Below are 12119 nucleotides of genomic sequence, written 5' to 3'. Positions count from 1 at the left end.
GCAGCGGAGCAGAGCTGCCGAGGGCTGGGGCGGGGCTCACCCCCAGCCCTCGGCGCACGACTCCGCCCACGGTCAGCCCTCGGCCCACACCCGTAGCTTCAGCGGATTCCGCACCGCCCAGATCCGGGTGATCCGGCCGTCCGCGATGTCGAACGCGTACACCGCCGTCGTCTCCCCGTCGACCCGCACCATCAGCCCCGGTCGACCGTTGACCAGCCGCTCGACGAGGGCGGCCGTCCCGCGCAGATGCTGCGACACCTCGAAGACGAAGTGGGCGATCTCGGCGGCGCCGTGGATCGGGTGGAGGGCTGCCGGGGCAAGTCCGCCGCCGTCGGCGGTGAAGACGGCCGCAGGGTCGAGAAGAGTGACCAGGGCGTTGAGGTCGTGCGTCTCCCAGGCCTGCTTGAAGTCACGGACCAGGACGGCCTGGGCGGCGACGGAGGACCCTGCGTCGGCCGCGGCCGGGCGGGCGTCGCGTACCCGGCGCCGGGCGGCGGAGGCCAGCTCCCGGCAGGCGGCCGGGGTTCGGCCGGTGACGGTGGCGACCTCGGCGAAGGAGTAGTCGAAGACGTCGTGCAGGATCAGGGCCACCCGCTGGGCGGGCGTCATCGCCTCCAGCACCACCAGGAAGGCCATGCTCACCGACTCGTCCAGCGTCACCCGGTCCGCCGGATCGGCAGCCTCGCCCGCAGCGGCGCCGATGCCGGGGGCGCCCGCGCCCGGCCGCTCCACCGCGCCCAGCCACTCGGCCCGGCCCGGCACCGGCTCCGGGAGCCACTCCCCGACATAGCGCTCGCGCCGGGCCCGCGCCGACCCGAGCTGGTCCAGGCAGATCCGCCCGGCCACCCTGGTCAGCCAAGCGGCGGGCGACCGGATCGCGTCCTGCTGCTCCCGCGACATCGCGTACCAGCGCGCGTACGTCTCCTGCACCGCGTCCTCGGCCTCCGCGAGCGAGCCCAGCAGACGGTAGGCGAGGTTGAGGAGGTGGCGGCGCTCGCTGATGATCGCGTGGAGAGCGGGGTCGTCTGTCGCGTCAGTCATGCTTCTTCGACGATACAGCGGCAGAAAACGTCAGGCCGCTCGGTGGTCCGCCCTGCCCTGCCTGACATCCGGGCGGGCTGCGTCGTCGTAGCGGTCGGAAGGGGTTCGCCTTCCGACCGAGGTACGACAGAAGAGGTGGATGGCCATGCTCAGGATCGGAATCATTCTCGCCAGCGTCCGGGACGGCCGCCGGGGTGGGCAGGTCGCACAGTGGGTGGCGGAGACGGCCGCGCGGCGGACCGACGCCGAGTTCGCACTGATCGACCTGCTCGACCACCCGCTGCCGCACCTGGAGACGGAGAAGCCGGCTCTGCTGACGCGCGGCGCCTACGAGGACGAGCGGACGGCGGCCTGGGCGGCCACGATCGCTCCGTGCGACGGCTACGTGATCGTGACGCCGGAGTACAACCACTCGATGCCCGGCTCGCTGAAGAACGCGATCGACCATCTCTACGTGGAGTGGAACGACAAGGCGGTGGGGTTCGTCTCCTACGGCGTGGACGGTGGTGTGCGGTCGGTCGCGCAGCTGCGGCAGCTGTGCGGGGTGCTGCAGTTGGCTGACGTGGCGGCCCAGGTGTCGCTGACCCTGGCCGGCGACTTCGAGCAGTCGGCGTTCACTCCGCGGGCGTCGAACGCCAACAGCCTGGACCTGATGCTCGACCACGTCGTGCGGTGGAGCGGCGCGCTGGCGTCGGTGCGCACAGCAGGGAGGGCGGAGTCGGAGATCCGGGCCCGGATCTCCGGGATCGTCGACGGCATCGGGGCCAGGGACCTTGACGCCCTGCGCCGGGTCTACGCTCCCGACGTCGTCTCCTTCGACGTGGAGTCACCGCTCCAGCATGTGGGCGTGGACGCCAAGTTGAAGAACTGGGCCAAGGTCTTCACGGTCTTCGCCGCGACGTCCTACGAACTGCGCGACCTGACCGTCGAGGTCGGCGGTGACATCGCCTTCTGCCACGCCTTCGGCCGCATCAGCGGCACCCTGGCCGCGACCGGAGAGCACGCCGACGGCATGTGGGTGCGCGCGACGTTCTGCTTCCGGCGGATCGACGGCGACTGGCTGATCGTTCACGACCAGGCGTCGATGCCGGTTGACGTCGTGTCAGGACGGGTGGCGACTGACCTCGAGCCTTGATAGTGGCCTCTGAGCTGGGGGTTTTCACTCTTGGAGCATCTCGCCCACGGGGCGCAGGGCAGGCCGGTGGGCGTACGCCAGCGCTTCCGTTTCCGGGACTGCAAAGTCACCGCCGTGCCGGACGCGCTCAGCCTCCCCACGCTCAGCGCGGTGTGCGTGACCGGCGAGGCGGCTGACTGCGGAGCCCGCTCCGGGGCCGAGACCGACCCCGACGCGCTGGTCCGGTGGATCGCTGAGCACTGCGCCGCCACCGGCCACGAGACCTACGAGCACTACACGATGGTGACTGTCCGGGCAGAGCCAGGGACCTGGCACTGACGCGTCAGGGCGAGCGGTTGTCAGCTCTCGCGCCTACTGTGCCGTGCATGGGCTACGACATTCACATCACCCGCCGCGCCGACTGGTCAGACGAGGACGGGGAAGAGATCACCCGCCAGGAGTGGGAAGCGGCAGCCAACGCCGACCCTGACCTGACGATGCACCCCATCCCAGACGGGGCTGATCCAGAGACCCACTCCTCTGCCGAGATGCTTACGCGTCCGGGCGAACAGTGGCCGTCCGAGGCACTGCACTGGATGGATGGAGAGCTCCGCTCGAAGAACCCCAGTGACCAGCTGATAGCGAAGATGTGTGACCTTGCCACACTCCTGAACGCCAAGGTCCAGGGGGACGACGGCGAGATCTACACGGTGACCCGCCTGCCCAACGGCGACCCTTCCGTTTCCTACAGGCACCAATGAACTCCGCAGTGTGGTTCTCGCAGGGCTGCTGCGGACAAGGACCCCCACTCGCCTGCTCCCCGTGGCAGGTTGGGCGGGGGTTTCTTGCTGTCTGGCCGACGCCAGCAGTGCCGCTGCCACACTGAATCGCCCTGTTGCAAGGCCCAGTTGGAGGTACGGAAGTGGCGAGGCGGGAAGCCTGGACGCCGGGCCCTGGCCAGAAGGAATGGGACCGGCCCATGGATGTCGCCTACTGGCTCGCGGTTCTCAATGCGGCATTCCGGGGAGTCGTGCTGACAGGCGCGATCACGTTCTTCTATGCCGCTCGGTACTTCCTGTGGCCGGAGCCGCGCATGCTCTGCGGTGCCGTCACCCTGCTTCTGCTGGCACCGCGGGCCTTGGTGTGGTTCGCCCGCCAGCGGCAGGAAGCGCGTGGCGACAACACCAGTGACCGCTAACCTCCACCACACCGGCTGGGAACTCGAAATGAGTGGCGGCAGGCCCAGGGCCGTCCCCCCCGACACACCCCCACCCCCAACACCCGCTACCCCAACCGGTAGCCAACCCCACAACGTGCCGATGAGCCGCCCACCCGGCGGCCCATCGGCACGCCCACGTGCGCCGGCTGGGGGTCTTGAGCGGGTGAGGGCGTGCCACGGTTGACTTGGACTTGTCACACTTCGCATCCCACGCGGCACTTGAGGGGTGCTGGGGCGCGCGTCGTTCCCGCCACTCCGTGGCGGGGCGAGCCCTGGAGACCAGCCTCGCCCCCGAGGAGAAGAATGAACACACCCGTCGAGGCGCGCACCGTGCGCCTGGACCCGGAGACGCAGGCGCGTTTCGACGCGCTCTCGCGGCAGGAACTGAAGTACCAGCGGCTGATCGCGCGATACATCGACCGCCGGTACGCGGAGGACATCTGGCAGGACACCCTGCTCGCGGTCTTCCAGGACCTCGCCGCCGGGCGCGGACCCCAGATCCGCGACCTGGACGCCTACGTCTTCAAGGTGATCCGCAACAAGGTCAACCGCTACCTGCGGGCCATGTACCGGGCCACGACCGAACTGGTCGGGAGCCAGGAGACGGTGGCCGAGCAGGTACCGGAGACGCTGCGGATGGAGGTCACCGAGGCAGTCCAGGTGGTGCGTCGCATCCTCAGTGACCACGAGTTCACGATCTATGTCCTGCGGCACTACTACGACCTGGACTGCAGGTCGATCGCCGGCCTCGTCGGCGGCCGCACCACACCCGGCGCAGTGCGCAAGGCGCTCAGCTCCGCCAACAAGAAGTTGAAGGAGCCCGGGGCCTTGGCCCAGCTCCTGCCGAACCAGAGGGTCTAGGACCCGCGGCTTCCTTCGCGGGGCCGTGGCCGCCGGCAGTGACGACCGGCGTCCCGGCCACCGCGTGGGGATCCGAAGGACCCCCACATCTCGCGGGGCGCTCAGGGGGAGTGGCCGACGGGATGGACCCAGCTAGGCGCGCGACGGGGGTCGCGCACACGGGAGATTGAATGGTGCTCAACTACCTGGCATCGCTGTGGAAGGTGTTGTACCGGTGTGCTGACCGGCTGCTCACTCCGCGGCCGGCCGTGCCGCTCCGAACCGTGCGGAGGGGCACGGACAGGGCGGACACAGAGGGCAACCGCAACCGCACCGAGATCACGGTCTAGCCTGACCCACCCTCGGTGCACTCGCACACAGGTTCTCCTGCTCTGAGCAAGGCGCGAACGGCACGGCTGAACCGACCCACGGGCCGGACTCCTCACCGAGGAGCCCGGCCCGTGGGTCGTCCGGACACGAATCTGAGGGGCATCCGTCATGGACACTCGCTGGGCTCTGATCCTCACAGCACCCGTGCTTCTCGCTCTTGTGGCGTGGATCGCCTGGCTGCTGTTCAACCTGATCATCGCCAGATGGCACGGCCTCGAAGGGCTGAAGGCCACACCCACCGTCGCGCAGGCCTTTCGCCCTCGTGACTGGGTGGTCCTGGTGTCGCGGGACCGTGAACGCCTCGCCTCCGCCCCGGATTCGCCCTTGGACAGCGGGAAATTGGATTGCCGCGGGCGGATGCGGGGCGTCTACTCGTGCCGTGATCGCCATCACCGATGAGATGCGCCGCACGTTCGCCGAGCAGGGCTGTCTGGTGGTGCCCGGCGTGCTGAACGAGGTGGAGCTCGCCCGGGCCAGGGCCGAAGTCGCCGAATTGCTCGACGCCGAGCCCGCGCCCGCCGGGCATGTGGGGCCGGATTTCCGGTGGCCGCGGTTCGGGCCGGAGGGGCACCCCCTGCTGGACCTGTACCGGCGTGCCGGGGTCGCCGACCTCGCCGCGCAGTTGCTGCGGCCGGAACTCGCCGTGCAGGAACCGGACTTCGCGCAGTTGGCCACCACCGTCCCGCCGTATCCGTGGCGGCCGGGGGGACCGCACGTGGACGGCCTCACCCCCGGCGAGCCCAGCGGCAGGCCAGGTACCTTCTCACTCCTCGCCGGTATCTGGCTCACCGACCACCAGGCGCCCGACCGGGGCAACCTGTGGGTCTGGCCCGGCACGCACCTGCGCTTCGGCGCGTATCTGGCCGAACGCGGGGCCGACGCGCTGGGCCGGGTCGAGGAGTTGGGGCCGGGACCGTATCCGCGGATCGAGCTCGGGGAGCCGGTGCAGGTGACCGGTCCCGCGGGCAGTGTGCTACTCGCGCACTATCTGCTGGCCCACAACATCGGAAACCACGACGGCGCGTCCGGCGAGCCGCGCAGGGAGACGGTGTACTACCGGTTGCACGCGACCGGTCATCGTCGGCGTTGGCGGGAGGCCGTCACCGATCCGCTGCTGGAGTTCCGCGCGGGGTCCGAAACCGCCGCTTCCGCCCTTCACGCCGTCAACTGACGGGGCCCGGCAGAGTGTCGACTCCATTGTGCCGTCTCAGCAGCTCCGGCGGTAGGACGTAGCGCACGCCCGTCCGCCCTTGTCCGCACCCGCCGCAGACCCGCAGACTCGTCGTCATCCACTCCCACGGCCACGTGCTGGCGCCTCTTCCTCGGCGTCGGCGCGAACGTCGTGCTGTCCGGCCGAGGGCGCCGGACAGAGGGAGCGGGACGAGAAGGGGATTCGTTGGATCAGGACATGGTGTTGCGGGCACGGGTGCTGCTGCTCAGCTCGGCCACGCGAGTGCTGCGGGGGCAGGACGCGCTGTGGGTGTACCGGCTGCTCACGCAGGTCGATCGCGAGGCGTTCGGCTCCAAACTCGCCTACGTGCTGATCGACGCCAGCCGCTCACCGCTGGTGCGGGAGCTGCCCGAGCAGCGGCTGCTGTTGCTCAAGGAGGCGGTCGCGGCCGCGGAGGCACTGAACAGGGCGAACCCCTACCGGCAGAAGATGTTGACCAGGGCGCTCGACGACATCGACCAGTTGCAGCGGGGGAGTGCAGGGGAGCACAGGAGCACGGGGACATGAAGACATCCGCCTGACGCCTGACGCCTGCCTCTTGACGCGATCGGGCCGGCGACCGTGCAGCGTGCACGGTCGCCGGCCGGACAGAACCCCAGGGGCGAAACGCTCAGCGCAGGCCGGCGAAGAGGTCGTTCTCCGGCGTGGCCGCGCCGGTGGTGTCCCGGACGCGGACGAAGGTCTCGACGCCCATCAGCTCGGTGAAGCGCTCCTTGCCCATCTTGAGGAAGAAGATGTTCTCGCCCTGGCTGGCGTGCGCCGCCAGCGCGTCGAACTTCTGGCCGCCGAAGGCGGTGGTGTCCACCCAGGTGGTGATCTCCTCGTCGGGGAGCCCGATCTCGGGCATCGCGTTGTCCCCGGCGGTCTCGGCCGAGCCGACCTCCTCCTCCCAGTCGGCGCCGAACTCGCGCATGACCTCGCCGAACCGCTGCATCATCGAGCGCGGCGCCGTCGTCCAGTAGACCTTGGGCGTCATCCCCGTCAGCTCCAGCGCCGCCATGGTGATGCGGTTGGCCTGGATGTGGTCGGGGTGGCCGTAGAAGCCGTTCTCGTCGTAGGTCACGACCACGTCCGGCTGGTACTGCCGCAGGAGTTCGGCGAGGCGGGCGGCGCCTTCCGCCACCGGCGTCCTCCAGAAGGAGCCCGGGGCGTCGTTGGACGGCCAGCCCATCATTCCGGAGTCGGCGTAGTCCAGCATCTCCAGATGGCTGATGTTCAGGACCTCGCAGCTTGCCTTGAGCTCCTGACGCCGCATGTCGGCGACGGCCTCCGGATCGTGCCCCGGCTCGTCGGGCTTCACGCCGCCGGGGCCGTCACCGCAGCCGCCGTCGGTACAGGTGACGAGGACCGTGCGCACGCCCTCCGCCGCGTAGCGTGCGAGGACCCCTCCCGTTCCCGTGGCCTCGTCGTCGGGGTGGGCGTGCACCGCCATCAGCGTCAAGGGCCGGTCGTTCATCAATCGTCCTCCGGTGTGAATGTGCTCGCTCCGAGTGGCACGGCGGACCCGTGGGCATCGGATCGCGCCTCGGATCGCATTGTGGCGGATGGGCCGCAGGCCGCTTCTCCGCCCACGCCGCGCGCCGGTCCGTCCGACAGGGTCCGTCCTCCAGTGCAACGGTGTCGGCCGGACCGGCTGTTCCCGGATTCCGCAGCGAGCCTGTGTCTCCGCTCAGCCGTCCATCGAGGCCAGTTGCTCCAGGGCGCTGCCGCCCGCCGCGTCGCCGCGGCGGCGGATGACGAGCCAGGCGAGGACGACGGCGAGGAAGGAGCCGACCAGCAGCAAGGTGGCCAGCGCGTTCAGAGCCGGGGTGGGGCTGCTGCGGACGGCGCTGTAGAGCTTGATGGGGACGGTCGCCGAGGAGGCGTCGGAGGAGAGGAAGGAGCTGATGACGAAGTCGTCCATGGAGCCGGCGAAGACGATCATCGCGGCGGCGAAGACCGACGGGGTCAGCAGCGGGAGCAGCACGGTCCGCAGTGCGCGCATCGGGGTCGCGCCGAGATCGCGGGCCGCGGTCTCGTACTCCGTGCCGATCGAGGCCAGCCGGGCGCGCACGATCACGACCACGTAGGAGATCGAGAAGGTGACGTGACCCAGCAGCTGGGCGACCGGGCCGAGCGGGACGAAGCGGAAGAGGTCGGTGAAGACCAGGAACAGCGCGCTGCCCATGACGATCTCCGGGGTCGCCAGCGGCAGCAGCATCAGCGTGTTCGCAGCGCCGCTGCCTCGGCCGCGCCAGCGGGCCAGGCCGAGGGCGAGGGCGACGCCCAGCGGGGTGGTGATCAGGGTGGTGAGCACGGCCAGCCGGATGCTGTTGGTGAGGGCCAGCCGCAGCGAGGCGTCGTGCAGCACCGAGGCGACCGGGTCGCCGACGTACCAGCGGAGCGAGAAGCCCTGCCAGACGCTGCGCGAGCGGCCCGCGTTGAAGGAGAACTGCACCGCGACCACGACCGGCAGGATCGACCACAGCACGTAGGCCCAGGTGATCCCGGCCAGCACATAGGGCCGGCGACGGGCGCGGCGCAGTCCCGACGCGGCGAGGGAGGAGACGCGCGAGGCCCGGGAGGTGCGGGGGAGGGTGAGCGCCATCGTTCAGTTCTCCTTGCTGTCGCGGCGGACCGTGTGCAGGTAGTAGGCCATCAGCAGGGTCAGCAGCGCGGAGAGCAGCAGCACCAGGGAGGCCCCGAAGTCCTTCTGCGGGCCGCCCAGCAGGTAGAGCTGGATCTGGTTGCCGATCATGGACGTCGTCGGCGAGCCGGAGACCAGGGTGTTCGTGTAGTAGTCGCCGAACATCGGCAGCGCCGTGATCACACAGGCGGTGAGCAGCCCGGGGCGGCTGAGCGGCAGGGTGACCCTGAGGAACGTCCGGGCCGCGCCCATGCCCAGGTCGCGCGATGCCTCCAGCAGTCGCCCGTCGATCCGGTCGAGGGTGGCGAAGAGCGGGACGATGAAGAACGGGATGTAGCCGTAGACCAGCGCGATGACCACGGTGTACGGGTTGCCGGAGAGCCAGTGGATCGGACCCGTGATCAGCCCGGTGGCCCGGAGCAGGCGGTTCACCCAGCCGTCGTCGGCCAGCAGGTTGAGCCAGGCCATCATCCGGGTCAGGTAGTTGATCCACCAGGGCGCCAGGATCAGGCCGAGCAGCAGACCGCGGCGCTTCCCGGCCAGTCGGGCGACGTAGTACGCCACTGGGTAGCCGATCAGCGAGCAGAGCAGGACGGCGACCAGGACGTAGACGCCCGTGCGGATCAGCACCGGGGTGAGGTCGCCGCCGAAGCCGCTGCTCCAGACCTGGCCGAAGGTCGAGAACTGCCACTGCAGCGGGTTCCACTCGGGGATCGGCTCGCCGAAGAGCGGGTCGGTGGAACCGAAGGCCACCGAGGCCACGGCATAGAACGGGACGGCGAAGAAGGCGGCGATCCAGGCGGTGCCCGGCAGAGCGAAGAGACCCCAGACGCGGGAGCCGCCGCGGGTGCCGCGGCCTCTTCGTCGGGTGTCGCGGGCGGTGGGGGAGTGCGGAGCCGGCACGCTGCCTCCAGGGGATCCGGGGAAGACCAGGGAATGGGGACGGGTGTGGGGTGCGGGGGGTGCGTGGGATGTGCAGGGCGTGCGGGGCGCGTGAGGTGAATCACTGACTGGTTGTCCAGTTAGTTTGCTGAGCCGGGCACCGTTCCGCAATGGTCCGAACCCTTCGGCTTTGCCTCTACCGTTGACCCATGGACCTGCTGCGCCGCCTGCGCCTGCTCATGCGCGCCCACCCGTACTGGGCGGACGCGGCGCTGGCGCTCGCCCTCTTCGTGGTCACGGTCACCTGGCGGACCGGCGGCAAGGGCGTCGTCTGGTCGCACTACGACCCGTCCGAGGTGCTGCTGGTCGCGGGTTTCCTGGTGTACGCGCCGCTGGTGCTGCGCCGCCGCTACCCGGTGCTGGTCCTCTGCCTCACCACCGCCGCCACCGTCGGCTACATGTTCATCGGCCCGGTGCGCGGGCCGATCCTGGCCGGGTGCGGGCTCGCGATCTACACCGTCTGCTCCGTCGTGGAACGCCGGCTCGCGCTGGCGATAGGCGGCGTCGCGGTGCTCTCCGTCGGCATCGCGAGCATGGCGCTCTCCCCCGAGAAGTGGGACTCGGCCGTCAACGGCATCGCGTTCGCCTGGACCGCCATGACCGTCGCCGTCGGCGAGTCCGTGCGCAGCCGGCGCGCCTTCGTCGCGGCGATAGAGGAGCGCGCCCGCCGTGCCGAGCACACCCGCGAGGAGGAGGCGCGCCGCCGCGTCGCCGAGGAACGGCTGCGGATCGCCCGCGAGCTGCACGACATCGTCGGGCACCACATCGCGCTGATCAACATCCAGGCCGGGGTCGCCTCGCACGTGCTGGCCACCCAGCCCGACACGGCCCGCGAGGCGCTCGCACAGGTGCGGGAGGCCGGACGGGCCGCACTGGCCGAGCTCGGCGCCACGGTGGCCGTGCTGCGCCAGACCGGCGAGGGCGAGGACGCCGCGAGCCCGCGCGAACCGGCCCCCGGCCTGGACCAGCTGCCGCAGCTGCTGGACTCCTTCGACCGCGCCGGGCTCACCGTGGAACGGCAGACCGAGGGCGAGCCGCAGCCGGTGTCCGCGGTCGTCGACCTGACCGCCTACCGGGTGATCCAGGAGTCGCTGACCAACGTGCGGAAGCATGCGGGGACCTCCGCCGCGACGGTCAGGCTGGTCTACCGGCCCGGCTCGCTGCGCGTCGAGGTCGAGGACGAGGGCCCGGGCCGCAACGCCGGCGGGCGCGGCGTCGCCGAGGGGACCGGCGGATACGGGATCATCGGGATGCGCGAGCGCGCCGCCTCCGTCGGCGGCAGTTTCGTCGCGGGTCCGCGGCCGGGCGGCGGCTTCCGGGTCGCGGTCGAGCTGCCCTGCGGCGCCGTCGGCGGCACGGCCGCGCCGCGGGCCCGGCGCGCGACGTTCCGCTCCACCGGCGCCGGAACGGAGGACCCCGGCCACGCCGGACCCCCGTCAGCAGCCCCGACCCATCCGACCCACGGGGCCCACCCGACCCACGCGAACCAGCCACCCCACGGGGCCCACCCGACCCACACCTCCCACATCACCCAGACAGGACGTGCATGACCATCCGTGTGCTGCTCGCCGACGACCAGGTGCTGGTCAGGGCGGGTCTGAAGGTGCTGGTCGACTCCGCGCCCGACCTGACCGTCGTCGGTGAGGCCGCCAACGGCCTCGAGGCGGTTGCCCTGGCCCGCGAGGCACGGGCCGACGTGGTGCTGATGGACATCCGAATGCCGGAGCTGGACGGCCTGGAGGCCACGGCCCGGATCACCGCCGACGAGGACCTGGCCGGCGTGCGGGTGCTGGTGCTGACGACCTTCGAGATAGACGAGTACGTCTTCCAGGCGCTGCGCGCCGGAGCGAGCGGTTTCCTCGGCAAGGGCGCCGAGCCCGAGGCGCTGCTCGACGCGATCCGCGTGGTGGCCAGGGGTGAGGCGCTGCTGACGCCCTCGGCGACCAAGGAGCTGATCGCCCGCTACCTGTCCCAGCCCGAGCCCGGCGGTCCGGCCGCCGCGCCGAGCAGCCTCGCCGTGCTCACCGACCGCGAGCGGGAGATCGTCGCCCTGGTCGCGACGGGCGCGTCCAACGACCAGATCGGCGAGCAGCTGGCGGTGAGCCCGTTCACGGTGAAGACGCACGTCAGCCGGGCCCTGATCAAGCTCGGTGCCCGTGACCGGGCGCAGCTGGTGGTGCTGGCCTACGAGAGCGGACTGGTCCGACCCAGCAACCACTCCGACTCCGCCCCGGACCGCTGAGGCGGGCTGCGGCTGCGGCCCGGCGACGACGGCCGAGCGAAGGTCCGGCGCGGGCGCGTTCATTCCGGTTCCGGCCGGTGATTCACGCCACAGCCCTTGCGGCGCAAGAGGGCTTGCGAAGGCGTCGCCGGTTCGTGGCACACTGACTTCAGCAGTACGACGTTTGCGCACTCCGGGGTCGGTGAAAGTCCGAACCGGCGGTTACAGTCCGCGACCCGGTCGCTTCCAGCGGCCGGTTGACCAGGTGAAATTCCTGGACCGACGGTTAAAGTCCGGATGGGAGGCAGTGCGCGGCGGACGTCGGGCTGCGGCGTCGCCGCTTCGCGCGCACCCTTCCCGGGGTGTGCTCCGAGGGCAGAGGTCCGCTGTGCGGGCGCTCCCCCGGAGGGCCGAGTGTCGTGCCGTGTCCCGTGGCTTGTCGTCCGCTTTCTGTTCCCGCAACAGCCCCGGAGACCGCGCAGTAGGCGCGAGGTC

14 protein-coding genes and 1 riboswitch are annotated in these 12119 nt (G+C 70.7%); of the genes, 10 read left to right on the top strand and 4 right to left on the bottom strand.

The genetic code is table 11. The features are described 5' to 3' along the window. Positions 1-72 precede the first annotated feature (72 nt). Entirely contained in the window at positions 73-1041 is a 969-nt protein-coding gene (gene sigJ, locus BS83_RS27525) for an RNA polymerase sigma factor SigJ (protein WP_037606164.1), read from the bottom strand. Between the two features lie 145 nt (positions 1042-1186). Here sigJ and BS83_RS48620 point away from each other — a divergent pair, with 145 nt between their 5' ends. The 8 genes from BS83_RS48620 (at position 1187) to BS83_RS27490 (ending at position 6342) form a co-directional block, all read left to right on the top strand. Next, entirely contained in the window at positions 1187-2176 is a 990-nt protein-coding gene (locus tag BS83_RS48620) for an NAD(P)H-dependent oxidoreductase (RefSeq protein ID WP_037609968.1), read from the top strand. 66 nt (positions 2177-2242) lie between these two features. Next, the gene (locus BS83_RS27515) at positions 2243-2494 is read left to right on the top strand and encodes a DUF7848 domain-containing protein (protein WP_037609967.1); all 252 of its coding nucleotides are present in this window, start codon (positions 2243-2245) and stop codon (positions 2492-2494) included. A gap of 47 nt (positions 2495-2541) precedes the next feature. Next, positions 2542-2916 carry a hypothetical protein gene (locus tag BS83_RS27510; RefSeq protein ID WP_037606163.1) on the top strand — a complete coding sequence of 125 codons (375 nt, stop codon included), beginning with the start codon at positions 2542-2544 and terminating at the stop codon, positions 2914-2916. 218 nt (positions 2917-3134) lie between these two features. Next, positions 3135-3353, top strand: a complete 219-nt coding sequence (locus BS83_RS27505) for a hypothetical protein (RefSeq protein WP_037606162.1) — start codon at positions 3135-3137, stop codon at positions 3351-3353. Positions 3354-3677: 324 nt separating this feature from the next. After that, on the top strand, positions 3678-4235 hold the full coding sequence (locus BS83_RS27500; protein WP_037606161.1) for an RNA polymerase sigma factor: 558 nt from the start codon (positions 3678-3680) through the stop codon (positions 4233-4235). A gap of 477 nt (positions 4236-4712) precedes the next feature. Further along, the gene (locus tag BS83_RS45765) at positions 4713-5003 is read left to right on the top strand and encodes a hypothetical protein (protein ID WP_157597339.1); all 291 of its coding nucleotides are present in this window, start codon (positions 4713-4715) and stop codon (positions 5001-5003) included. Beyond that, on the top strand, positions 4984-5775 hold the full coding sequence (locus BS83_RS42220) for a phytanoyl-CoA dioxygenase family protein (protein WP_051944094.1): 792 nt from the start codon (positions 4984-4986) through the stop codon (positions 5773-5775). The genes BS83_RS45765 and BS83_RS42220 overlap by 20 nt, the downstream gene beginning before the upstream one ends. 225 nt (positions 5776-6000) lie before the next feature. Continuing rightward, the gene (locus BS83_RS27490; protein ID WP_051944092.1) at positions 6001-6342 is read left to right on the top strand and encodes a hypothetical protein; all 342 of its coding nucleotides are present in this window, start codon (positions 6001-6003) and stop codon (positions 6340-6342) included. 103 nt (positions 6343-6445) lie between these two features. Here BS83_RS27490 and BS83_RS27485 read toward each other — a convergent pair whose 3' ends face one another. From BS83_RS27485 to BS83_RS27475, 3 genes are all read right to left on the bottom strand, one after another. Beyond that, on the bottom strand, positions 6446-7291 hold the full coding sequence (locus BS83_RS27485; protein WP_037606160.1) for a PIG-L family deacetylase: 846 nt from the start codon (positions 7289-7291) through the stop codon (positions 6446-6448). A 213-nt stretch (positions 7292-7504) separates the two neighbouring features. Continuing rightward, complete coding sequence (locus tag BS83_RS27480; RefSeq protein WP_084714174.1) at positions 7505-8422, bottom strand: ABC transporter permease; 918 nt, start codon at positions 8420-8422, stop codon at positions 7505-7507. Positions 8423-8425: 3 nt separating this feature from the next. Continuing rightward, complete coding sequence (locus BS83_RS27475; protein ID WP_051944090.1) at positions 8426-9364, bottom strand: ABC transporter permease; 939 nt, start codon at positions 9362-9364, stop codon at positions 8426-8428. A 188-nt stretch (positions 9365-9552) separates the two neighbouring features. On the opposite strand from BS83_RS27475, the gene BS83_RS27470 reads away from it, so the two are divergent. Beyond that, complete coding sequence (locus BS83_RS27470) at positions 9553-10953, top strand: sensor histidine kinase (RefSeq protein ID WP_063774241.1); 1401 nt, start codon at positions 9553-9555, stop codon at positions 10951-10953. Beyond that, on the top strand, positions 10950-11645 hold the full coding sequence (locus BS83_RS27465) for a response regulator (RefSeq protein ID WP_037606159.1): 696 nt from the start codon (positions 10950-10952) through the stop codon (positions 11643-11645). Before BS83_RS27470 ends, BS83_RS27465 begins: the two co-directional genes overlap by 4 nt. Positions 11646-11808: 163 nt before the next feature. Next, a riboswitch (FMN riboswitch) is annotated at positions 11809-11939 on the top strand. Positions 11940-12119 lie beyond the last annotated feature (180 nt).

It is taken from the genome of Streptacidiphilus rugosus AM-16, from assembly GCF_000744655.1.
Taxonomy (GTDB): Bacteria; Actinomycetota; Actinomycetes; order Streptomycetales; family Streptomycetaceae; genus Streptacidiphilus; species Streptacidiphilus rugosus.
The sequence above is the reverse complement of the archived record's forward strand: the minus strand, read 5'-3'. Positions and strand labels throughout refer to the sequence as shown.